This is a genomic window from Pandoraea fibrosis (assembly GCF_000807775.2).
Taxonomy (GTDB): domain Bacteria; phylum Pseudomonadota; class Gammaproteobacteria; order Burkholderiales; family Burkholderiaceae; genus Pandoraea; species Pandoraea fibrosis.
In genome coordinates this window covers 3,642,912-3,666,779 of sequence record NZ_CP047385.1, presented here as the reverse complement: position 1 = coordinate 3,666,779, position 23,868 = coordinate 3,642,912, and the positions used below count along the sequence as shown (strand labels likewise).

Genomic DNA, 23,868 nt, shown 5'->3' with positions numbered 1-23,868 from the left:
GGCCGCGGAGCAGGATGAGACGAACATGAGTACCAAACTGGAAACCATCGGGCTTGCCAAGACGTATCGCGAGACCCCCGCGCTTCTGCCGACCGACCTGAGGGTCGCGGCAGGAGAATTTCTTACCTTGCTCGGGCCCTCGGGCTCAGGCAAGACCACGCTGTTGCAGATGATTTCGGGGCTGGTCGAACCCAGCGCCGGGCAACTTCTCATCGACGGGCGCGATGCCACGCACGACGCGCCGGGCAAACGCGGCATCGGGATGGTGTTCCAGAGCTACGCGCTCTTTCCGCACATGACCGTCTGGGACAACGTGGCGTATGGCCTGCGTATGCGTCGCCTGCCGCGCGCCGAGCTGGCGCCAGCGGTGGACGCCGCCCTCGCGATGGTCAAGATGCAGGCTTTCGCGCAGCGCCTGCCGTCGGAGTTGTCGGGCGGGCAGCAGCAGCGCATTGCGCTTGCGCGCTGTTTCGCCTTCCGTCCCTCGATCATTCTGCTCGACGAGCCGCTCGGCGCGCTCGACAAGAAGTTGCGTGAACACATGCAGATGGAAATCCGGCGTCTGCATCAGGAACTGGGGGCGACGTTCATCTACGTGACCCACGATCAGGACGAAGCGCTCACGCTGTCCGACCGGATCTGTCTGATGAATCAGGCGCGCATCGAGCAGATCGGCACGCCGGCGCAGTTGTACGACCGTCCGGCAACGCGTTTTGCGGCAGATTTTCTCGGCCACTCCAACTTGCTCGATGGCGTAGTCGAGCGCGTGGCCGACGGTCGCGTGGCGCTGCGCGTGGGGGATCGTCTCGTGCCGATCGGCCCGAGTCCTGACTTGCCGGCAGCGGGGGCGGCAAGTCTGCTGGTGCGCCCGGAAGCAGCGCGCCTCACGGCGCCGGAAGACGGCGCGCTCGCCGGCACGATTCGGGAAGTTGTCTTTCTGGGTGCCGACACGCGCGCCATCGTGTCGCTGGGGCAGGGGGGCGCGCACGACGACGGCGCCGACTTCACCGTGCGCTGCGGGCGCGATCTTACGCCGCGCGTCGGCGAGCGCGTCGGACTGGCGTGGGATCACGGCCGTGCAACGTTGCTCACGCGCTGAGCCTTTCACCCGACGTCCGAGTCATCCGCTTCAGGAGTATTTGTCATGTGGCTTGTTCAACGCCTGCCTCAGGCGGGGCCCCGTATTGCCTGGCCGCAGCATCTGGCCCGGTGGTTGCCGGCCGTGCCTGCGTTGTTGTTCCTCGCAGTGTTCTTCATCGTACCGGTCGTCGAGATTCTGCAAGGCGGCCTTTACGACGGCGATGGCGTGTTGTCGATCGCGCAGTTCGCGCGCATGACGCACTCGGCCGTGTACGTCAAAGTACTGGCCTCCACGTTCTGGATCGCCTTTCTCACCGCTGCGCTTTCCGTCCTGCTCGGCTATCCGGTGGCCTATCTGCTGGCACGTCTGCCGGCACGCTCGCGCGAGCGCTGGCTGCTGTGGATCGTGCTGCCGTTCTGGACCAGTTACCTCGTCAAGACGTATGCGTGGATGCTGCTGCTCTCCAAGACCGGTCTGCTGACGGTCGTGGCGACGCATCTCGGTCTGATCGACAGCACGAGCACGCTGGCCCCGTCGATGACGGGCGTGCTGATCGGCATGGTGCACGCCATGTTGCCGCTCGCCGTCATGACCATGCTGCCGATCATGCGTGGCATCAATATGCAACTGGTACAAGCCGCGCAAACGCTTGGCGCGGATCGGGCGACGGGGTTCTTCACCGTCTTCCTGCCACTCTCGGGCGCGGGGGCGGCGGCCGCCGGATTGCTGGTGTTCATCTCGAGTCTGGGCTTCTTCATCGTACCTGCGCTGCTCGGTTCGCCACGCGAGTCGATGGTTGCGCAACTCGTGATCTCGTCGGTATTGGAGCTGTTCGACCTGCGTTTCGCGGGGGCGCTCTCGACCGTGCTGCTGCTGTGTTCGATTGTTGTGTTCTATGTGTACGACCGGGTCGTGGGGTTGTCATCACTAGCCGGCGAGGCGCCGGAGCGCCGCGTAGGGTCGGGCGGCCGCCTGTTACCCGTGCTCATGGCCATCGGACGGCTCGCCGGTAAGTTCTCGCTGTCGCCGGGGCGAGCGCGTGTGGACGGCGGCTTTGGCCTGAAGGCTTATACGTGGGCGGTGGTGCTCGCGTTGGTGCTGCCGATTGCCTTCGTCGTGCCGCTTGCCTTCACCAAGCAGTCGTTCGTGGCGTTTCCGCCCGAGCTTTTCACGATGAAATGGTTCGTGGCGTTCCTCGAATCGAGCGTGTGGCAGGCGGCGTTGCTGCGCTCGCTCGGTGTGGGCTTCGCCACGGCGGCACTGGCTCTTGCGCTCGGTTTCGGCGCCAGTCTGGCGCTGGTGCGGTTGCCGTCGCGCTGGCGCAAGCCGCTGTTCGCGGTGTTCATTGCGCCGCTGATCGTGCCGCGCATCGTGGTGGCGGTGGGCCTGCTGTATCTGTTCGCGCGCTGGGAACTGGCGGGCACGAATGCCGGCCTCGTCATTGGTCACACCGTGCTCGCGATTCCGTATGTCGTGGTGACGCTGTCGGCGAGCTTCAAGCGCTTCGACTGGCGGCTCGACGACGCCGCCAAGATGCTCGGCGCGTCGGCCTTCACCCGCGTGCGCACCGTGCTGCTGCCCTTGATGGCCGCGAGTCTGGGGTCGGCCTTCCTGTTCGCTTTCATCGTGTCGTTCGACGACCTGACGATCGCCATCTTCGTCTCCGGCGGTATCAACACCACGCTGCCCAAGCAGATGTGGGACGACATCCAGTTGGCCGTCACACCGACGCTGGCGGCTGTTGCGACCTCGCTGGTGTTCCTGATGGTGTTCATCGTCTGGCTGTCTTCGATCTTCAAACGCAAGAGTTATTGATATCCGCGGATTTCCGTATGTCCATGTCGAACGTTGCCCGAGTTGCGCCGGTGAATGCGCAGTTGTCTTCTCATCCCTATACGCAGTACTTTCCTCAGCGGGCCGAGGGTGACCGGCTCGATGTCGTGCCCTTGCTCATGGCGGGCCTGAGGGGGGTGTCGGCCAAACCCGTCGTCGTGTTCGAGGGGGAGGCCATCGACCGTGCCCGGATGGCAGCGCGCGTGGGCGCCTTTCAGGCGTGGTTCGCGGCGCAAGGCCTCGTGCCCGGCGACCGCGTCGCCGTCATGCTGGGTAACAGCGCGGCGCAGGTGGCGCTGATCTATGCGCTCATGCTCTCCGGGCTGGTGTGGGTGCCGGTCAACACACGTCTGAAGGGCGATGGGATCGAATATCTCCTCGGCCATGCCAAGCCGAAGTTGCTTATCTCGGAACCTGCCTTCGCCGAAGTGCTGGACGCCGGCGTGGCACTGGCAGCGCAGCAACCGGATCATCACGGCACGCAGGTCGTGCGTTGCCTGCTATCCGAGGTGACGGCGCAAGCTGCCGCGTATACGGGCAGCTTGCCGGTGGCGGCAGACGTCACGCCCGCGTCGATACTGTGCATCATCTACACCTCGGGCACGACGGGGGCGCCCAAAGGGGTGCTGTTCACGCACCGTATGATGCGTATTGCCAGCGAGGCTGCGCTGCGCGTCGCCGATGCGCACGATGGTGACCGGCTGTTCCTGTGGGAACCGTTGTGCCATATCGGTGGCGCACAGATGTTGTTGCTTCCGTTCCTCGTCGATGTCGAAATGCATGTGGTGGAGCGATTCTCCGCAAGCCGCTTCTGGCAGCAATGCGCGGCCGCGCAGGCGACGCATCTGCACTACCTCGGCGGTATTCTCGACATCCTCATGCAATTGCCGCCCGAGGCGCAGCCGGCGCAGAACTCCCTGCGCGTGGCATGGGGTGCGGGCGTTTCCGCAAGCGCGTGGCAGGCCACGCAGGCGCGCTTGCAGTGCACGTTGCGCGAGTGTTACGGCATGACGGAGTGTTCGAGCTTCGCTACGCTCAACGACGCCGACATGCCCGGCTCGATCGGCCACGCGTTACCCTGGCTGACGCTGGAGCTGCTCGACGATGCCGGGCAACCGGTCGCCGACGGGGAACCGGGAGAGATCGTGCTCTCGAGCGAGGTGGAGGGGGTGTTCCTGCCGGGCTACCTCGACAATCCCGAAGCCACGTCGAAGGCGTTGCGCGACGGCAAGCTCTTTACCGGGGACAGTGCACGGCGCAGTGCCGACGGGAGTCTGGTCTTCATCGGCCGTCGCACGGACAGCATGCGTGTGCGGGGCGAGAACGTGTCCGCCTGGGAGATCGAGCGCGTGTTCGCACGACATCCGGCGGTGGCTGCGTGCGCCGCCATCGGTATCGCGAGCGATATCGGCGAGCAGGACGTGATGCTCTACGTGCAGTTCCGCGACGGCGAGACCGTCGACTGGCCGGTGCTCTCGCAGTGGGCTGCCGACAAGCTCGCCAGCTACCAGCGGCCACGCTACTATCGCGAGACGGCTCGCTTCGAGACCACACCGTCGGAACGCATTCGCAAGCACCTGCTTTCCCGCGAGACGGGTGGGGCATGGGAGATGACGGCGGCGAAATGATCCCGGAGGGCAGCATGGCGCGCCGTCATGGATGCCAATGACAGCGATTTACCAGTTATTGGCATAAGATATGAAGTTATTTTCATGAGATAATTTTGCTCTGTCTGCCCCATTCCATCAAGATCGTGGCCACCACCAAAACTCCTCGTACCCGCGCCAAAGCGGCCGCCGTTCCTGAAGCGACGGCGGCGACTACGCCATCGGCCGACTCCACCCTTTACGTTCAGTCCGTCGAAAAGGCGATGAAGGTGTTGACCGCGTTCGACGGTTCGAAGCGCCATCTTTCGCTCTCCGAAATTGCCGTCGCCACGGGCTTCGACATCAGCGCGGCGCAGCGCTTTACCTTCACGCTGTCGGCGCTCGGGTATCTGCTCAAGGACCCGCAGAGCAAAAAGTACGAACTCTCGCCGAAGTTGCTCGATTTCACATACCACTACCTGGTCTCGAACGAACTGGTGAGCCGTGCGGCCCCCTATCTTCAGCAACTGGCGGCAGAAACGGAGGAGGCCACGAATCTGACGGTGCGTCTGGACACGGACATTGTGTTCGTGCTGCGTATCGTGAGCCGTAGCGTATTCAACGCCAATGTCATCGTCGGCTCGCGCCTGCCGGCGTATTGCACCGCGCCGGGACTGGCAATGCTCGCCACGCTCGACGACGCCGAGATCGACGACATTCTGGCGCGCACGAATCTCGTACAGTTCACACCTGCCACCGTGTCGCAGCCGCGCAAGATCAAGGAGCGGCTCGCGCGCATTCGCAAGCAAGGGTATTCGCACACGGAAGACGAGTTCTTCATGGGGGATATTTCGACGGCGGCGGCGGTGGTAAATCAGGACGGCAGGGCCATCGGGGCGATCAACATTGCGGTGCCGCGCGTGCGCTGGAATGCCGAGCGCGACGAGCGTCGCTTTGCCGATCTCGTGATCCAGACGGCAGGCGCGCTCTCGGCGCGGCGCCGACAGGAAATGTAAGGGAAGCGAACGCGCCGGGGAGTGAGGCGATCCGCAGGCCGGTCGCCCTCTCAAAATGACGTGCTAGAATCCCGCCCCATGGGTATGGAGCAGGGCTGAATTCCGGGAATTCCGGCATCGCGCGTGGCGGCACGCGACCCAAGTGCCGCAGGGAAGACGCGTGGTCAGGCACGATGTGCCGGGTATTCCTCCGAGAAACCGATGGCCGAACCGGGGCGGCCAGACGGTGCGCCGCATACGGTGCGCAAGCCACTGCCAGACATTCCAGCCCGACTCACGAACCGCTGATCTCTCAGACCGGTTTCATTTCCCCGTACTTCAAACTGCGCATCGCGTTCCGGGCGGTCATGCCCGAGGATTTGCGGCGAGCACGGGGGACGGAGCCATGGCTCTTGGTTTGTCGCTGCCGGCGTTAGACCTGCCGACACTACAGTTCGTGACTTTCCTGTTGAGTATCGCGACAGGCATCCTGTTCATGCTCGATGCCTTGCGTCGCGACGAAGCCGAGTCTCCGCGCTGGTGGAGTCTGGCGTTCCTGCTCGCGACCTTCTCTCCCATCCTCTATCTGCTCGCCGCGCGAAGCTCGAAGCTCGCGGTGCTCTATCCGCTGGGCAATGCGGTGGCGACGCTTGCGTTCGCGATGGTGTGGAGCGGGGCGCGACGCTTCTATGCACGTAGCGTGCAATGGGTTGCAGTGTTCGGTGGCCCGGCAGTGCTGCTATGGGGCACGTGGCTGTTCGCCCGGCCGCTCGATGCCTGGAGTGGCGGCGTGCTGTTTTTTTCGTTGCTCGCGTTCTACAGCCTGATGGCGGGGAAGGAATTCTGGCAGGCGTCGGGGTTACGGCTGCCGAGCAGCATCGTGCTGGCGGTGGTTGCGGTACTGCATGGGTCGTTTTATGCAGTGCGCGCGGTGGCGTTGGTGTGGCTCAGCCCTACCGACCCGCAGTTTCTGACGTGGTTCGGCCCGCAGGTGGCGACCACAGAAATGCTGGTGCTGATCGTGGTGGCGAGTTTTTTGATGGTCTCACTAGGCAAGGAGCGCTCGGAAATCGCTCTGCACCGCGCCGCTACGCGCGACGGCCTGACACAGGCCTTCAATCGGCCCGAGTTCACACGGCTTGCGCGCGAGCAGATGCGGCGGCATAGCGCGGCGCGCACGCCGGTGGCGTTGTTGCTGCTCGATCTGGATCACTTCAAGCGAATCAACGATACGTATGGGCATCCGTTCGGCGACACGGTGTTGTTGCTGTTTGCGCGCACGGCGTCGCAACAGCTCCGCTCGGACGATATTTTTGGACGCTACGGCGGCGAGGAGTTCGCGCTGTTCCTGCCCGGCGTGGGGGCGACGGAAGCGCAAGCGATCGCCGAGCGGGTACGTGAGGCCTTCGAGCGCTCGGCTCGCATGGTGCAGGGAGAAACCGTAGCGGCGACCGTGAGTATCGGGATCGCCTGCGACGAGCGTTCGCGTGGCGAGTTGTCGTCGCTGGTGCAGCGCGCGGATCGTGCGTTGTATCAGGCCAAGGCGGCTGGCCGGAATCGCTGTGTCCGTTACACGCCCGAGACGGCGATGCCGGTGAGCACCGATCCCCGCCCCGAAGTGACGCCGTTGCGCGCAGCGGCGGGCGGGTGACGCGCGCGCCAACGGTTCGGCGGCCGGGCCGGTGTTCGCGCCTGCGGCGCAGTCCCGGCCGGCGCGCCGTTTAGTGCCCGAACGTGAAGCTCACGCCGCCCAGCACCTGCCATTGGGGCACATTGCCCGAGTGAATCACCGAGTATTGGGGTTCGACATACGCGTTGACGATGGTGGAGCCGATTTTCCACGTCTTGCCCGCACCCAACCCCAACGGGATGTAGTAGTTGCCGCGTTGCAGATCGAAGGACCACGTCGCCGTGGAGCGCAGGTACCAGCCATCGGTCAGGTTGTAGATGATGAACGGTTGTGCGGTGAGCGACTCCACCGTCGGACGATCTCCCTGACCGGCAAACGAATGTTGCCACTGCACGAGTGCGCCGAACACGCCGGCCTTGTTCGAATGCACGCCCACGGCAGCAAGACCCGCCTGCCATTTTCCCGTTCCCAACGATTTGTCGGTTGCCGTCGGCATCGTCAGCAACGGGCCAACGCCGAATTGCGTGCCTCCGCCGACATCCATCAGGAAGATGTCGAACAGGTTGATGTCGCCCAGTCCGGTCTGGTAGCCGCCATTCGGGTCCGGTCGCGTACTGATCGGCACCGTCGCGCGAAAGATCTGCGGCACGGGGATGAAGCGGCTCGGACCAATCGGTATCGTCGGTCGCAACATGAAGTCGTTGGTGTGCGTATTCGTCCCGAAGATCGACGGCGTGTAGTAGTTCTGCAGGGTGAGCGCTGGCGCCAGATTGAGCGGGTTGTTGCTCTTGTTCGCTTCTTCGACTGTCGTTTGCGCATGCGCCGTCGACATACAGGCCAGCAGCCCACATGCGGCGAGACGTCGCAGTGATTGCTTCGGTGAGGTATTGCGCATCGTCATTCTGGCTCCGGGAGTCATCAAAAATCGTGGGGTTCGTTTCGCCAAAGTGCGGGGCGCAGCAGGGGATGTCGGGCCGCAAACGAGCGCGAAGCGAACTTGGCCGATCCCCTGGGTCGGCGATAGCGTCGCGCTGTGCTCGGACGTCATGCCGCCTGCGAAGTCCTGAGGTACGACAGGACTTATCGCTGCCTCACAGGCGTGCACGAACGTCGAGTGGCGAAAATCGAAACTGATAATCCGTCAAAAGCTATGATTGATCGTTTGAAATTTGACGGTTTTCGATTGATAGATGACCGAAATGACGGATATCGCTTGCGCTACCAGGTCCAGCGCAGACCGAGCGTCGCGGAGACACTCTGCTGGCGCGTATTGTCGAGCTGCGTGAGGTAGGCGAGCGTGGCATAGACACTGGCAGACTTGTTGAAGCGTCCGGCCATGCCAATGCCGAACTGCGCCGAGGTGCTGTTTGCGTTGGTCACGACGGGCGTGGAGCCACCGAAAACGACCCGGCCTTCGCTGCCGAAACTGTGCAGCAGGTTGAATAACAGGTAAGGGCGCAGCAGGCCGCGTGCGCCGTCGTAATTGCCTTCGAGTCGCGCGCCCAGGCGTGCGAGCCAACTGTTGGTATTGCCGAACGACACGCTGGAAATGCTGTCGTTGAAGTCGTTGATCGATTGATGTTGCCAGATGATCTGCGCTTGTGGCTCGAGCGTGAGCGACGACGTGAGGGGAATGGGCCAGCCGGTTTCCAGCGATGCTGCCAGCGCTTTCCCGTTGACGTCGCGATTCAGTCCGCTGGCAGGGCGTGTCTGAAACTGCAACGCCGACGCCAGCAGTACGGCATCGGTATAGGCCCCGCCGGGCATCACATGCGTCCAGTACAGGCCGCCGCTGTACATGTCGAGCCCGAGCGATCCGGCCGGCGTGCTCGGTGCGCCCAGCGCAAGACCTTGCACATCACCCGTTGCACGGGTCCAGCCACCCAGAATACCAACGTGATCGCTATGCCCGCTATCGGCGCGGCGAGCGAAGACATCGTGTCCGAGCTGTACGCCACCGATATTGCCGTCGAATTGCGGTGTCACATCGCCTTTGCTGCGCAGTTGTTCGGTCTGTCCCCAGACACGTACCCAGCCATCGGTCAGCCAGCCGTGCTCATCGAGCAGTCCTTGCTGTCCCTGGCGCTCGTGAAACGTCCCCAATTGCGCGAAGCCCGCCGTGCGGGACAGTTCCGGCATGATCGAGTACACGGGCACCTCGACGCGGTAGATCGGTACCGGATCGCTCCCCAGCGGTGCTACCGCGGGGCTGCCCGTGGCGGGGATCGGCTCTTCGACCACGGTGACCGGCGCACCGGTCACCGGATCGACAGTGGTGAGCGTCGTAGCGACGGGTACCGATGAGCGCAGATACCAGCTTTGCTCGCTGCCCGGCGTTGTGCCGCCCTTGTACAGGTAATACGTATAGGCGCCTGCGCTGACGGTGCCATTCAGGGCAAAGGCCGACGCGCTCGACGTTGCGCCGCCGGTGGCCAGCACCATCGGGATGCCGTTGCCCGTGGTCAATCCGCCGAGTCCGCCCAGATTGTTTACGGCAATCGCCGTGTTGCCGCTCATTGCACCGCCATTGACCGTGAGCGGCGCGACGCGGGAGGTGTCGTCGCCTAGCACCGTATCGATGGCGAGCGTGCCGTTCTGGCCGGTGTAGTTGCCGACGAGTGTGAGGGTTCCGTTGCCCGCCCCGTCGCCCGGGTGAATCGTCCCCTGGTTGGTGACGTTGCCCGTGAGCGTGCCCGTGCCGGTCAGCGTGGCGCCGGCGGCGACGGTCGTCGTGGCGCCGCCGAGGGTGCTCGTCAGATTGAAGATGCCACTCTGGATCTGCGCGGTCGTGAAGTTGCCGCTGCCGCTCCACGTCCAGTTGCTGCCTTGTGCGAGCAGGGTGCCGAAGTTGACAAACGCATTGCTTGCCGTGCCGGTGCCTTGCAGGATCAACCGGCTCACAGCGCTTGCGCCGCCATCGGCGGTGCCGATAATTTGCGAGCCGGTCTGCAATGTGAGCGTGTTGGCGCTTGCCGCCGAGTTCATCGCGATGGCAGTGCCCGCATCGCTTTGGATCAACCCGGCATTGGTGATCGAGATCGTGCCGTTCACGGTGCGCACACCGAAGCCCTGACGGCTGATGATTTGACCGCCCGCCTGATTCACGATGGACGAAGTGAATCCCTGACCGGTGTTCGAGACAACGGCGTCGCTGTTGACCCCGCGGGCTTCGATGTAGCCGCTGTTAGTCAGCGTATTGTTATTCCCTTGCATGAAGACGGTGAACGAACGGTTCGATGCGACGCCTCCCGTTGTGATCAGCGTGCCCGAGTTTGTCACCGTGCTCTGGCCGCCGACGACGCTGATGGCTCGGCTGCCGGATCCGTTGGCGGTTATTGTGCCGGTGTTCACGAAGGTGTTGTTCTGGCCCCGGCCGGACGCTTGTCCCCACGCGGCGGTCATGCCATAGGAGGTGGGGCCGGAAACCGTGATGGTGCCGTTGTTCGTGAGCGAGCTGTTGTTGCCGTCGATCGCCATGCCGTCGTTTCGGTCGCCGGTAGTCGTAATGACACCGGTGGACGTGTTCACCAGCGTATTGCCATTGCCGGTGCCGAGCATGCCCGCACCGCGACCGCCTGTCGGGGTGCCGGTGAACTTGACGGTGCCGGCATTGGTGATCGTGCTGGAGGTGTCGACGGAGAGGGCGGCGGTGTTCGGCAGCGTCTGTGTGAACGATATGGTGCTGCCGCTGGTCACGTTGACGGTGACGTTGGTGCTGCCGGGTTGTGCAGTCACGCTTGTGTCGGTGCCCGTACAGGTGACGGTCGTGCCGCTCGCAGGTGCGGTGTTGTCACACGCGGCTTTTGCCAGGCCGGGAAGGCAGAGGGATACGGCTAAAATCAGTGGCCGCAAACGATGCGGGCAGCGACGAATGGGGCGGGAATCAGACGACAACGGCGGTGAGGCGTGCATGGCACACTCCCGTGGCTATTGAATTCGTTTGAAATACCCCGTGGCGCTAAAGTAGATTGATATCTCCAAATGTTCAATGGGTAGCTGTTTGATATCCATAGGATGTTGCTTTTTTGAAACGCAATGAAAGTATTGGTGTGATTTGTGCACTTTGCGTTTCGTAATGCCATGCCATGAGTCTGGTTTTTTGAGTTGTCATCCCCTGTTCTTATTAAGAAAGTGACGCCGTGCCATCGACTATTCGTAATTCGCTACTCTGGATCTTTGAGCCGTTCGAAAACGAGGAGACCTATCTCCCGCGAAAAATGTTCGGGGCGGATGCCGCTTACGTCCACGGCTTGCAATGTCTGGCGGTCATCGATCGCGACGCCCCATGGGATGGGTTGCTCGTATGTACCTCGCGGGAACACCATGCATCGCTCATCGCCGAAATGCCGGCATTGCGCCCGCATCCGGTGTTGGGGAAATGGTTGTATTTGCCGCAGAGCGAGGTCGAGTTCGAATCCGTCGCGCGACATTTGACGGCGCGAGTCCTGGCCGGCGACCCGCGCATCGGCGTGGAGCCGAAGCCACGCAAGCCTCGTCAGCCACGCGGGGAGGGAAAGCGCGCGGCGCCAGCGCGCCGCGTCAAATCTTAGGGTCAGTCCGCCGCCACGTGCACTATCTCGTCCACTTCGCCGGGCGCCTTCTTCTTCATGCGAATAAAGAGCAGCAGTGGCATGACCGCGAGCGTGAGCGCCATCATGAGTCTGAAGTCATCCAGATAGGCAATCATGGTCGCCTGTCGGGTCACTTCGGCATTGAGGGCGGCCATCGCGGCGGCACCGTACGTCTGTACATAGGCCTCGATGCCTTGCGTGAACGGTGTGATGTACTCGGAGAGCACAGCGTGATTGACCTGCGTGTTCTGTGTGAGCAGCGTCTGTACGACCGAGATGCCAATGCTGCTGCCGATGTTGCGTGACAGGCTATAGATCGCCGCCCCATCGGCGCGCAATGTTCCGGGCAGCGTCGCGAACGTGACGGTGGTGAGCGGCACGAAGACGAAGCCAAGTCCGAAGCCCTGTATGACCCCCGGCCAGACAATGTCCGATGGACGCAGCGTGAGCGAGTATCCGGCCATCAAGTAGAGCGAATAGGCGGTCAACGCGAAGCCGAAGCCAAGCAGGTAGCGAACGTCGACCTTGCCGACCAGGCGTCCGACGATCAGCATCGCTGCCATGGTGCCCGCCCCGGACGGCGCAGTCACCCACCCCGTCAGAATGGCGGGATAGCCGAACAGGCTTTGCAGCATCGGTGGAAGCAGGGCGCGCGTGGCGTAGAGAATGATGCCGACCACGAAGATATAGACCACCCCCGTGTTGAAATTTCGGTCGCGCAGCAATGCCCGGTCGAAGAACGAGTGCTCGCCGGCTGTCCAGGTATGAACGATGAAGTAAGCGAAGCAGATGATCGCGCCGAGCATCTCCAGCCAGATTTCCGTGGAATTCAGCCAGTCCTGTTGTTCGCCCCGGTCAAGCAGCAATTGCAGCAGGCCGATGGCCAGACTCAGGGTAACGAAGCCCAATACATCGAACTTCCCGGCTTTTTGCTCAGGGGGCTCTTTCAGATAAGCGGCAATGCCGAGAAAGGCGATCAGCCCGATGGGCAGGTTGATGTAGAACACCCAGCGCCAGTTGTAGCTGTCGGTCAGCCAGCCACCCAGCGATGGCCCGAGAATGGGGCCTACCATCACCCCCATGCCGAAGACCGCCATCGCCGAGCCATGCTTGTGCGGCGGGTTGATGTCGAGCATGGTCGCCTGCGAGAGCGGCACGAGCGCCGCACCGCAAATCCCCTGAAGCAGACGTGCCGCGACAATTTCCGTAAGCGATTGCGCCATGCCGCACAGGGCAGATGCCATCGTGAAGCCGGCGACCGACCACAGGAAGACGCGCCGGCGTCCGAAGCGGGCGCACAGCGTACCGGTGAGCGGTGTCGCAATGGCGGCCGCCACGATATAGGACGTCAGTACCCAGGTAATCGAGTCCTGCGAGGCGGAAAGGCTGCCTTGCATATGGGGCAGGGCAACGTTGGCGATGGTGCTGTCGAGCGTCTGCAACACCGTCGCGAGCATGACGGACATGCTGACGAGCGCGCGGTGTTTGCCCGGATCGCCAACTTTTTGCGGGGATGCCACGGTAATTCCTCTGGTCGTTCGTTGTTCTTGTCGTGATGGCGAAGCGAAGGAGAGGCCTTCGTCCGCGTTGTCTCCTGCACGTGCGGGGTACTGTGGCTTATCCCGGCCCGGCCCCGGCCCGGCGCGCCGGGGCCGGGCATTGCGCTTCAGCGCGCGTGAGATTCGCTAGCACCTTGCCCAGCAAACGCGACAACTCGGCACGCTCAGTCGGGGTGAGGTCGGCCAGCGCCTCGCGCTCGGTCACGTTGGCGAAGGCGACGATCGTGTCGATCTTCGCCTCCGAGGCCTCGGTCAGGTACAGCAGGTGAGCACGTTTGTCGTTCGGGTCGCGCTCGCGGCGCACGAGACCCTTTTCCCTGAGCCGGTCCAACAACCTGACGAGCGCCATTGGCGTCAACTCCATGCGTTCGGCCAATTCGGCCTGCGTCTGCACGCCGTAGCGATGCAGCATCACCAGCACGCTGCACTGCGCCCGGGTGAGATCGAAATTTCCGCGAGCGCGCCGGTCGAACAGCCGCGAGTAGACGCGTGCGGTGTCATGCACCAGCGTGCCGAAGCGGGAAGACCAATCGATTTTCGACATTGCGCCGCAAAAAAGACGGCGCAGCCATCCGGCGGCACCGTCATTGAATAGTAAACACGTTTAGCATTTTGCCAGAGTCTTTCATCGAACGGCAACTGTCGCAAATAGGTGACACTGCCCGCCGCATCGCCCCGTGGGTCGAACGGGGTAGGGGCGGTTTGACTCGACGCGACGCGGGTTCCCGGGCGATGGGTGCGGCGCGAGGTGGGGCGGGCGTGAGGCGCTCCCGAAACGATGAAAAAACCAAGAGAAATAAGCACTTGACACTTCGCCCCGGCGGATCAAGAAAGGAATGGTGCGATGCATCGGCGAGATCGCCCGAGCATGGCACCAGCCCACTTTTGACCTTAAGGAGTGTCAATCATGTTTGACCTTTCACAAGCCTCGGATGTCCTTTCCATCACTGAAACCGACCGGTCGGCCGGCCATCGTCGTCAGGCGTTGTCGCCGGCGGCTCGCTCTCCGGTTTCCGATCTCCATGCCATGCGCGAAGAGCGGCTGCCCTTTACCGTGACCATTGCGAGCGATGAAGCGGCGTTGCGCGATGCGGTCGCCATGCGTCAGGCCGCCTATGGACGCCATCTCCCCGAACTCGCTGCCACCTTGAGCGAGCCGGAGGCCAGCGATCGTGAGGCGGGTTCCATCGTGCTCGTCGCGCGCGCGAGGCTCGATGGTGCTGTGCTCGGCACGATGCGCATCCAGACCAACCGCTATCAGTCATTGCATCTGGAGGACTCGGCACCGTTGCCAGAGTGGCTGGGGAATGCGGCACTGGCCGAGGCGACCCGTCTGGGCGTGGTGGCCGGGCCGGTCGGGCGCGTCGTCAAGACGGCGCTGTTCAAGGCGTTCTACCAGTATTGCCTGCTCTCCGGCATCGACTGGATGGTGATTACTGCGCGTCCGCCTTTGCATCGGCAGTACGAAGCGCTGATGTTTGTCGACGTGTTCCCCTCGCAAGCGTTGATTCCGATGGCGCATGTGGGCGGTATCGGGCATCGCGTGCTGGCACTGGACGTGGCGCAGGCCCGTTCACGCTGGCAGGCCGCGGAGCATCCGTTGTTTGCCTACATGTGCCTGACACATCACCCGGACTTGCGACTGGGGGTGCCGGGCGACGGGGAGGATGTGCGGGGCGCATCGTCGGGTGAAGCCAGTATTGACGCGCATCTCCGGGATTTATCTTTTGGTGCCGACGAGGTACGATGCGTAGCATCAGGCTTCAGCCTGGCGGTGTAATGCCGTTATTCGAACTATCGTTATCCCGTCGTGCGCAAACCGTGATTTTTGCGGCGACGGCGGTAACGGGCAGGACGGGCGAGAGACACCTGACCGTGCAGGCCGGAATACCGGCTGCGCGGGACAGGGCCGGCCCGGCCGGCAGGGCGAGAGATGCGCCTTGCCCGCAAGACCAACGCGGGGGCGACCAACGAGATAAGGGCATAAGAGTCATATGGCGGGGGAACTCGGCAACGAGCGTGACGATCACGGCCGCAATACGAACGATTTCGCCGATGAACTGGCCGAACTCACTGGCACGCGGCGTCGTTGGCGTATTACCGCACGGCTCGACGAACTGTTTCGTAGTATTTCGCTGTATGCCGTGCCCGCAGCGATCATGCTGCTCTCGGGCATCGTGCTCATGTTTCAGGAGAGTCAGTACGCTGTGCGGGGGGCCACGCCGTTGAGCTTTCAGGCGCAAGGCGATCTTCCCGCGACGTTCGGGCCACCCCTGGTGCAGGGCTCGCTGGAGCGCGCACCGGTCGTTCAGCAATTCAGCACGCATCTGTCCGAAGCGCCCGTCTGGTTTCGTGTCACGGTTCCGGCGGTGGGCGACGAGCAGAACACTGTCATCGAATTCCCTTCGCGTCACGCGCAAACGCTTGCGTGCTGGCGCAATCCCGATGCCCCCGCCATTGGCCGCGCAGATCGCAACGGCGTGAGCGGCGCTATCCGCTTGTCGAAGGCGGGCTTTGCGATTGACCTCGGTCATCTCGTCGCGCCCGTGACGCTGCTTTGCGAAGGCACGTTCTCCGGGCCGGCCCATCTCTCGCTGGTGGCATGGCCGGCGTCTCAGTTGCGTGTTTCGGAGAAGGAATTCCACCGCAGCAACGGTCTGCTCGAAGGCGGTCTGCTCACGCTTTCCGCATTCGTGCTCGTGACCGCCATCATCAACAAGGAATGGCTGTACGTGCTGTTTGCGGCGTGGCTGATCGGCAATCTGCGACTGGCAGCGAACTCGCTCGGTGCAGACACGCAGTGGCTGGAGCGCGCCATTCCGACCGAGTGGGATGCCCTGGTTCGCAAGGCGACGTTCGCCATTTACTACGTACTGACCTATTCGTTGTTCACCCAGCTCTTCAAGCGGGAGCTGCGGCTGATCGGCTTGCGATGGATGGTGATGGCGCTGCAATGGGCCGGTGTGGTGCTGTGCTGTGCCGCCATTGCGCTGCCGTATGCGCACTTCATTCCGGTGCTCTGGGCGGTGGCTGCGCTCGGTATCGTGATCGTGCTGGTGCTGCTCGCCCGCATTCTCGTGATGACGCGCTCGCGTGTTGCGATCTGGTATAGCGCCTCGCTGGCCATTGTGCTGTTCGCCACGTTTTCCGAAGTGATCGCCGCGGCGTTCAATGCGCGGGCGTTGTCGTCGGCGCTGAACAGCGTCACCGCTGCGCTGTTCTCGAGCCTCATGGCGGCGCTGGCCATCGCCGAGCAGATGCGGGCCGAGCACAAGGGCAAGCTCGAAGCGCAGACCGAACTTCGCAATGCCTACGACGTGACGCCGGTGGGGCTGTTCACGCTCAACGATCAGGGAGTGTTCGTCCGCGGGAATGCCGCGTTGCACACGATGTTGGGCATTCCCAATACCGAGGGGCGGGCGTTCCGCTGGGATCAGTTCTTCGGACAGAACACCTGGCGCATGTTGCTCGACGTTGCGCAGCACAGCGAAGAGTCGGAGCTGGAAATCCTTTCGCTGCCACGCGACGATGGCCGCACGAGCCGCTACCTCGTCAAGGCGATCTTCGCCGATGGACGAATCGAAGGGTCGCTGCAAGACATCACCGAACGCGCCCGCACGATGGAGCAACTGCGCTATCTGGCGGAGAACGACCCGCTGACGGGGGTATCGAACCGACGCGGCATCGAGAAGTCGCTTGGCGAGGCCATTCGGACATTGTCCGACGCCCGGCCGGCGGCGCTTGCCTATCTGGATCTGGATCGCTTCAAGCTCGTCAACGACCTCTTCGGCCATGCGTCGGGAGACGAGGTATTGCGTCAGGCGTGCGATCGCATGCGGGCGCGCTTGTCGACGGATCAGAGCGTGGGCCGCACCGGTGGCGATGAATTCATCGTGGTCTTCCGCGACGCGACGATCAAGGAGGCGGCGGCAGTGGCGCGCCGGCTGGTCGACGCGATTGCCGGCGAGCCCTATCAGATCGGGGATCGCGCATTTCAGGTGCGTGCGTCGGCCGGGGTGATCGAACTGACGGCGGACATGCGGGTGCCGGATGCGATTTCTTCTGCCGATCGCGCATGCCGCGAAGCCAAGAAGAGCCGCCGCGAACTGGTCGTCTACGAACGCGGTGCAGCGGCGTTCCGCGAGCGTCTTGCGGAATTGCGGCTGATCGACGCGCTGGATGCCGGACTCACGCCGAACACACTGTTTCTCGAAATGCAGCCGATCATGGAGATGGCGTCGCCCGGCGAGTCGCTCAACTTCGAGGTGCTGCTGCGCATGCGCGATTCGGACGGCAATATCGTGCCGGCTTCGCGCATCATCAGTGCGGCCGAGGAGAACGGCAGCATCGGCATGATCGACAAATGGGTACTGACGAACACGCTCACCTGGATCGATCAGCACCGCGATCGGCTCTCGAAGACCAAGTTCGTTTGCGTGAATTTGTCAGGGGCGTCGCTCAACGATGAGCATTTCGTGCGAGACATTTTTGCGACGCTGGCGGCCCATGAGCGTGCCGTCGGATTGCTCTGTATCGAAATCACGGAAACCGTGGCGCTTCACGATCTCGACAATACGCGCCGGTTCGTCGACCGGATTCATCAATTGGGCGGGCGCATCGCGCTCGACGATTTCGGTGCGGGGTTCAGTTCGTTTTCCTATCTGAAGGATCTCGCCGTCGACGCCATCAAGATCGATGGTGCATTCGTCAAGAGCATGGCGGCACATCCGGCCAATCTGGCGATTGTCGAAGCGATTGTGGCGCTCGCGAAGAATCTGGGCATTCGCAGCGTGGCGGAGTGGGTGGAAGATGCCGCTACGCTTGAGGCGCTCTCGGAACTTGGCGTCGATTACGTGCAGGGTTTTCTGATTGCGCGCCCACAGACCCCCGAAGCGATTCTGGCCGCCGATTCCGCCGCCAGCTTCGTTCGCGATCCGCAATTGGCATCGTTGCTGGCAGAGTTGGGACAGTCCTTTTATCCGCACCCAAGTCGTAATTCGGCCCTGCACTGAATCGTCCGCCGGGGCGTCGGCGTGACGCGAATGCCCCCGGCAAAACCTGCATCAATCGCTGATCGGCGCTGCGGATTATCTGCATTTGGTGCAATGCTGTATTTCTCGTCAGATTTCCTTTCACTCCCTCTTCGACCGTACACGATGTGCCGCAAACCCGCATGAATCGGGGGTTTGCACGTCAAGCACTTTCTTCTGCCAAGACATCAGGGCGTAACCTGACGTAAGATTTCCACTTGGAATAAATGTTGTCCGGAACAAAGTCCGGGTGGCAGAATTTGTACGTCGACGTGATGGAGTCAACGCTCCATGCGCCGGCGGGCTGCTTCCGCATTGGGGGAGAATCGCGGAATTCGACGACGCCCGCTGCGCTTGTTAAGCACGGTAAAAATCAGACACGCGACATGAACGGGGTTAGGACCGCACGTATCCACGAGATGCGCACGGCGCAACCAGATGACCTAACCAGAACAACGATAATGATTTCGACACTTCTCAAACTCGTGTACCGCCTCAGCCATACGGCGAAGTGGCGGCACAACGAACGGCTGTGGCCGCACGCGCGGATCGAGCGCGACGCGATGGGCGTTATCGAGCGCTTCACATGGCGAGGGCGGCATGTGCCTCTCGCCCGGCGCGCCGAATTGCAGCGCCTGCGCCGCCTGCCTTGCCACATCATCGCCAGTGGTCCTTCGATCGCCGATATCGATTACGAAGCGCTGCCGATGCATCACGTCATGGGGGTGAACGGCGCCATTGCGTTGGCCGACCGGGCGCCGGTCAAATTCAATTTCTACTGCATCCTCGACGCCGGGTTCGTGCGTCAGCGTCCGGATCTTGCGCGACGCATCGTGGCGCGCGATCTTGTGTTGTTCGTCACGCCGGTGGTGCTCGCGCGTTTGCTGGAAATGTTCCCGTCGTCGGCCTTCGGTTGCCGGTTCTACCTCGTGGACGACATCTTCAAGCGCGGCATGGAAGCGGCCAGCACACCGGAGGTATTGCGGGCGAATCCGCGCGTTGCCTCGAGCGCTGCATTTGCGGGCGAACGCGGTCGGCTGGGGTTCAGCTTCGACATTGACAACGGTTTTTTCCACGGGGGCACGGTGGCGTATTTTGCGCTCCAGGTCGCCACGTGGCTGGGCTTCACCGAGATGTATCTGCACGGTGTGGATCTGCGCGACGCGGCCCAGACGCCGCGTTTCTATGAAACGATGCAGACCCGCGCACCGACGCGGCTCGACGCAGAGTTTGCCGGCCTGATCGAGCCTTCGTTCCGTCACGCGGCCGAGGTTTTGCGCGCGCGCGGCGTGCGTGTCGAGAATCTGTCGCAAGTCAGTGCGCTGGGCGAAGACATCTTCGAGAAGGTCGACTGGCGTTCGCTGCGTCGCCGGAACCTGAGCCTGGTGGTGCCGGACGAGGCTGTGCCGGCCATGTCTGCCGGGAGCGCGGCGATCGAGGCGACCTTGTCGGCGCGCCCGACAGGCACCCACGGTCACGCCTGATTCGTGGGCGCCGGGGTTCGCCGGCGCATGAAAGACCCTGCCGACAGGCCCGCCACACGGTGGTCTACCTGATACAATCGCACTCCGGGTTTTCCTGAAGCATGAGCGATTATGGGGTTTGGCTGGTTCGGACTGTCGACGTTTTGGTTGCTGGCATTGTGCTGGCCTGGCGTACGGGGTCTGCTTGGCGGTGAGATACGAATCTTCGGCCACGGCACACTCCGCATGTTGCTCGGCGTACCGCTCGCCATGGTGTCGAGCGCCACGCTCGCCGCACTCACCGGTGGCGACGGCAACACTGCTGGCGGCAGCGTCGGCCAATTCCTCTCTCACGGCTTGCACGTCGCGCTGGGTAGCACGCTCGCGATGGGCGTTGCAGGCGGTGTCCTTCTTTTTTCTCTCCCGATGGTCTTCGGCACCACCTGGTGGGGGATGTTTGCGCGTGGCAAACCTGCCGATGACGACGCCGATGAACCGACTTATGAATCGCGCTTCGATAGCAGCGCGCGTGAGCCGGTGCGTGGCCGGTCGCAAATGTCGTTCGATACGAGTGAGCGTGGCGAGCGCTTCACGCCGACGCTCGGGCAAGGACATCACAACGTGGGGCGTCTGACCGAAGAGCCCGTGCCGCGTCGCCGTGGCCTTGCCGCGCAACCACGCTGGAAGTTGTCCGACGAAGAACGCGCACGTCTCGATGCCATGCAACCGCCACCGTTGACGGCTCGCGGTGCACCGCGCACGGAGCCATTGTTCGCGAGCGGTACGGGAAGCCGTTCGGCAGGCAAGGGCGCCGCGACAGGGCGTGCGGGCGCCGGTGTGCCCGCTACGGCATCCGCGAGCGCGGCGGCCGGGGTACGACCTGTTCCGCCGCACGGTGCTTATACATCAGGCCCCAGCCGGGGCGATACGCTACGCATGACGGAGTTCGTGCGAGCCGAACCGGGGCTGCCATCGCGCGGCGCACGCGGGGTAGCGTCGACCAGTCCGCGACCTGCGCCGACAGCAGCCAAAGCCGCTATCACGCCCGAGCCGACGACATCGTCGTCTGCGCCTGCCGACCCTCTGCACTCGACATCGATTCCCGGCGTGACGGGCTATCGCCGTCCGGTCGGCATGGCGCCCGCGCATCTGCGTGGCACGATCGTACACAGCCCGTTTCGCAAACCGCAGCTCGGACTCGAAGATATTCCACCGCGCGGCGCGCCGCCTATCGTGTCGTCTTCGGCAGCTTCCCATGCATCTGATGCCGCTCCTGCACCTGCCGATGCCATCGCCGCGATGAACCCGCCTGCTGCGACGGTCGCGTCGTCAGCGATGGCGGCAAGTCCTGCCGCGCCGATGATCCGTGGCGCTGCGGGGTGGTCTGCGACCGATGCCGCCACGCCGTTGTCGTCAGGACTTTCCGAGTTTTCGCCTGTCGATCTGTCGACGAAAGATGCCGAAATCGCATCGGAGAATGTGATGCCGGCCGACCCGACGCCGGAAATGCTCGCACAGCAGGAGGCTGCACGTGCCGCCGAGCGGGCGCGCGTCGCGGCCCTCGCGGCGTTGCGCGACGAGGCGCAGGCACTGCTTCGCGATCTGCGTGAGTGGACCGTCTCGGATTCGGTGCAGACCGTCGATGCGGCCCCGCAGTTGCCGAAGGCGTCTGCCCTCGCTATCGATCGTCAGGAAAGTGAAACCGTTCACGATGCGCATGTCGCGAGTGATCCAATGGACGTCACGGTGCACGCGGATTCGCCTGCGGTCGTCGCGCAAACGCAGCCTGGGTGGGATGTCGAGGAAGTACTCCCAGCGGCGGCGACACCCGCTGACGCCCCCGTTGCGATACCGGTCATGTCAATGCCGACGCCTGCAGCCATGCCTGCCGTCGCGCCGCGTCCGTTCGTGTTCGCCGATGTGCTGGCCAGTGTCGAGGTATCCAATACCTCCGAAACATCAGCGACTTCCGATACGCCCGTGCATGTGCCGTTGAGCACACCCGTTGCCGAACCATCGGAAGCGCCATTCGAATCCGTCGACGCCTCCGCGTTTGTGGATGCGCCAGATACCGTACAGCCGGCGGAGTCGTCGCCGAAGCCGCATTACGTTTTACGTGCCGACGGCACATGGGCACGCACCGATGATGAGGTACACGAAGTCCGCGAGACGCACGCGGATGCAACGCCACGGCCAGTGCCTCCGTCCGCATCGACCGCGCCGGTGACACCGGCTCCCGCAGTGCCGGCTATCCCGACGTTCGCTGCCTCGGCACCGTTCGACGCAAGCGGTGTGACGCGTTCGAGCGAGCCGCAAACCGCGAGCTTCTCGGCCGATACGCCATATGAACTGCCGGCGCCGCGCGTTGCCATCGATTACGATCTGCCGCCGCTCGATCTTCTGTCGCCAGCGACGGCGCAGGACGTAGCGAACGTCGTCTCCGACGAAGCGCTTGCGGCGGTAGGGCAGTTGATTGAGCAGCGTCTGGCGGAATTCAAGGTGCCGGTGACGGTCGTGGGGGCATCGGCAGGGCCGGTCATCACGCGTTTCGAAGTCGAACCGGCGGTGGGCGTGCGCGGCGCGCAGGTCGTGGGGCTGATGAAGGATCTGGCGCGTGCACTGGGCGTGACGTCGATTCGCGTGGTCGAGACGATTCCCGGCAAGACCTGCATGGGGCTTGAGCTACCGAATGCGAAGCGGCAGATGATTCGTCTGTCGGAGATCCTGACGGCGCCGGGGTTCGACGCGCATCGCTCGTACCTCGCGCTTGCCATGGGCAAGGACATCACCGGCGAGCCTGTCGTGGCCGATCTCGCACGCGCACCGCACTTGCTGGTAGCCGGCACCACGGGCTCGGGCAAATCGGTGGCCGTCAACGCGATGATTCTGTCGCTGCTCTACAAGGCGACACCGGACGACGTGCGGCTCATCATGATCGATCCGAAGATGCTCGAACTGTCGGTCTACGGTGGCATTCCGCATCTGTTGGCCCCGGTCGTCACCGACATGAGGCAGGCCGCACATGCCCTGAACTGGTGCGTAGGCGAGATGGAGAAGCGCTATCGACTGATGTCCGCCCTCGGTGTGCGCAATCTGGCCGGATACAACGAGAAGATCGACGCCGCCCAAGCGGCAGGCACGAAGGTCAGCAATCCGTTCTCGCTCACGCCCGACGCGCCGGAGCCGCTGGATCGGCTGCCGCTCATCGTGGTGGTCATCGACGAGCTTGCGGATCTCATGATGGTGGCGGGCAAGAAGATCGAAGAGTTGATTGCTCGTATGGCGCAGAAGGCGCGCGCGGCAGGCATTCACCTGATTCTCGCGACGCAGCGCCCCTCGGTCGATGTCATCACCGGCCTCATCAAAGCGAACATTCCCACGCGTGTCGCGTTTCAGGTGTCGTCGAAAATCGATTCGCGCACGATTCTCGATCAGATGGGGGCGGAATCGCTGCTGGGGCAGGGCGACATGCTGTTCCTGCCGCCGGGTACGGGTTATCCGCAGCGTGTGCACGGCGCATTTGTCGCCGACGACGAAGTGCATCGTGTCGTTCAGCATTGGCAGCAGTACGGCGAACCGGAGTACGACGAGGCGATTCTCGCCGGCGATCCGGCCGATGCCGCGTCCGCCGACCTGTTTGGTGAGTCGACAGGCGACGCCGAAGCCGACCCGCTCTACGACGAGGCGGCCGCCTATGTGCTGAGCTCGCGTCGAGCGTCGATCTCTGCCGTGCAGCGGCAACTGCGCATCGGCTACAACCGCGCCGCACGCCTCATCGAGCAGATGGAGGCGTCCGGACTGGTCAGCCCGATGGGGCGAAACGGTACCCGCGAAGTGATTGCGCCGGGCGACTAATCGCCATCGCTTACATCTGCCTTACGACCCGCCACGCAAGTCGAACTCTTTCGCACTCCGTGCTGATGTCCCGACACGCGCCGTACATGGCGCGTGCTGCAAAACTCCTTGGAAACCCGCGCCAAATGGCGATAACGGGGCGCAAACCCGCGTCCCCGTAGGGGTATTCCCGCCTTTGCGGGCGAAACTCAGCGATCACATAATCGGCGCGCTAGGTTGGTCGTTCGAAGCGTGCTTTACGGTATCGCCCTGACACGAATTACAA

Annotated in this window: 14 protein-coding genes; 10 read left to right on the top strand and 4 right to left on the bottom strand. The window is 63.3% G+C overall.

The window, feature by feature from the left end; translation table 11 throughout:
* Positions 1-25: 25 nt before the first annotated feature.
* From PI93_RS16075 to PI93_RS16055, 5 genes are all read left to right on the top strand, one after another.
* A complete protein-coding gene (locus PI93_RS16075; protein ID WP_039374435.1) occupies positions 26-1,099 on the top strand; it encodes an ABC transporter ATP-binding protein in 1,074 nt (357 codons plus the stop codon).
* 45 nt (positions 1,100-1,144) lie between these two features.
* The gene (locus PI93_RS16070; protein WP_039374436.1) at positions 1,145-2,896 is read left to right on the top strand and encodes an ABC transporter permease subunit; all 1,752 of its coding nucleotides are present in this window, start codon (positions 1,145-1,147) and stop codon (positions 2,894-2,896) included.
* Positions 2,897-2,913: 17 nt separating this feature from the next.
* Positions 2,914-4,542 (top strand): AMP-binding protein, encoded by a 1,629-nt coding sequence (locus tag PI93_RS16065; protein ID WP_052240996.1) that lies wholly within the window; start codon positions 2,914-2,916, stop codon positions 4,540-4,542.
* Between the two features lie 242 nt (positions 4,543-4,784).
* Positions 4,785-5,516 (top strand): IclR family transcriptional regulator, encoded by a 732-nt coding sequence (locus PI93_RS16060; protein WP_094067705.1) that lies wholly within the window; start codon positions 4,785-4,787, stop codon positions 5,514-5,516.
* A gap of 385 nt (positions 5,517-5,901) precedes the next feature.
* Entirely contained in the window at positions 5,902-7,146 is a 1,245-nt protein-coding gene (locus PI93_RS16055; RefSeq protein ID WP_052240997.1) for a GGDEF domain-containing protein, read from the top strand.
* A 70-nt stretch (positions 7,147-7,216) separates the two neighbouring features.
* On the opposite strand, the gene PI93_RS16050 is transcribed toward PI93_RS16055, so the two are convergent.
* Positions 7,217-8,026 (bottom strand): hypothetical protein, encoded by an 810-nt coding sequence (locus PI93_RS16050; protein ID WP_224785768.1) that lies wholly within the window; start codon positions 8,024-8,026, stop codon positions 7,217-7,219.
* Between the two features lie 317 nt (positions 8,027-8,343).
* Positions 8,344-10,860, bottom strand: coding sequence for an autotransporter family protein (locus tag PI93_RS16045; RefSeq protein ID WP_052240998.1), 2,517 nt, complete (start codon positions 10,858-10,860; stop codon positions 8,344-8,346).
* A 404-nt stretch (positions 10,861-11,264) separates the two neighbouring features.
* On the opposite strand from PI93_RS16045, the gene PI93_RS24860 reads away from it, so the two are divergent.
* Entirely contained in the window at positions 11,265-11,675 is a 411-nt protein-coding gene (locus tag PI93_RS24860; RefSeq protein WP_052240999.1) for a hypothetical protein, read from the top strand.
* Between the two features lie 2 nt (positions 11,676-11,677).
* Here PI93_RS24860 and PI93_RS16040 read toward each other — a convergent pair whose 3' ends face one another.
* Positions 11,678-13,162: an MDR family MFS transporter gene (locus PI93_RS16040; protein WP_052241013.1), complete on the bottom strand. Its 1,485-nt coding sequence runs from the start codon at positions 13,160-13,162 to the stop codon at positions 11,678-11,680.
* A gap of 151 nt (positions 13,163-13,313) precedes the next feature.
* Positions 13,314-13,799: a MarR family winged helix-turn-helix transcriptional regulator gene (locus tag PI93_RS16035; protein ID WP_039374438.1), complete on the bottom strand. Its 486-nt coding sequence runs from the start codon at positions 13,797-13,799 to the stop codon at positions 13,314-13,316.
* Positions 13,800-14,162: 363 nt separating this feature from the next.
* Between PI93_RS16035 and PI93_RS16030 the strand changes: the two genes are divergently transcribed.
* The 4 genes from PI93_RS16030 (at position 14,163) to PI93_RS16015 (ending at position 23,603) form a co-directional block, all read left to right on the top strand.
* Entirely contained in the window at positions 14,163-15,035 is an 873-nt protein-coding gene (locus PI93_RS16030; RefSeq protein ID WP_080759418.1) for a hypothetical protein, read from the top strand.
* 214 nt (positions 15,036-15,249) lie between these two features.
* Positions 15,250-18,267 (top strand): putative bifunctional diguanylate cyclase/phosphodiesterase, encoded by a 3,018-nt coding sequence (locus PI93_RS16025; protein WP_052241000.1) that lies wholly within the window; start codon positions 15,250-15,252, stop codon positions 18,265-18,267.
* Between the two features lie 479 nt (positions 18,268-18,746).
* Positions 18,747-19,769, top strand: a complete 1,023-nt coding sequence (locus tag PI93_RS16020) for a hypothetical protein (protein WP_052241001.1) — start codon at positions 18,747-18,749, stop codon at positions 19,767-19,769.
* Positions 19,770-19,994: 225 nt separating this feature from the next.
* Positions 19,995-23,603, top strand: a complete 3,609-nt coding sequence (locus tag PI93_RS16015; RefSeq protein ID WP_236109267.1) for a DNA translocase FtsK — start codon at positions 19,995-19,997, stop codon at positions 23,601-23,603.
* Positions 23,604-23,868: the final 265 nt, after the last annotated feature.

Excerpts from the sequence above, each read along its gene's own strand:
- PI93_RS16075 (WP_039374435.1), top strand. The coding sequence starts at position 26 with ATGAGTACCAAACTGGAAACCATCGGGCTTGCCAAGACGTATCGCGAG.
- PI93_RS16070 (WP_039374436.1), top strand. The coding sequence starts at position 1,145 with ATGTGGCTTGTTCAACGCCTGCCTCAGGCGGGGCCCCGTATTGCCTGG.
- PI93_RS16065 (WP_052240996.1), top strand. The coding sequence starts at position 2,914 with ATGTCCATGTCGAACGTTGCCCGAGTTGCGCCGGTGAATGCGCAGTTG.
- PI93_RS16060 (WP_094067705.1), top strand. The coding sequence starts at position 4,785 with ATGAAGGTGTTGACCGCGTTCGACGGTTCGAAGCGCCATCTTTCGCTC.
- PI93_RS16055 (WP_052240997.1), top strand. The coding sequence starts at position 5,902 with ATGGCTCTTGGTTTGTCGCTGCCGGCGTTAGACCTGCCGACACTACAG.
- PI93_RS16050 (WP_224785768.1), bottom strand. The coding sequence starts at position 8,026 with ATGACGATGCGCAATACCTCACCGAAGCAATCACTGCGACGTCTCGCC.
- PI93_RS16040 (WP_052241013.1), bottom strand. The coding sequence starts at position 13,162 with ATGTCCGTCATGCTCGCGACGGTGTTGCAGACGCTCGACAGCACCATC.
- PI93_RS16035 (WP_039374438.1), bottom strand. The coding sequence starts at position 13,799 with ATGTCGAAAATCGATTGGTCTTCCCGCTTCGGCACGCTGGTGCATGAC.
- PI93_RS16030 (WP_080759418.1), top strand. The coding sequence starts at position 14,163 with ATGTTTGACCTTTCACAAGCCTCGGATGTCCTTTCCATCACTGAAACC.
- PI93_RS16025 (WP_052241000.1), top strand. The coding sequence starts at position 15,250 with ATGGCGGGGGAACTCGGCAACGAGCGTGACGATCACGGCCGCAATACG.
- PI93_RS16020 (WP_052241001.1), top strand. The coding sequence starts at position 18,747 with ATGATTTCGACACTTCTCAAACTCGTGTACCGCCTCAGCCATACGGCG.
- PI93_RS16015 (WP_236109267.1), top strand. The coding sequence starts at position 19,995 with ATGTTGCTCGGCGTACCGCTCGCCATGGTGTCGAGCGCCACGCTCGCC.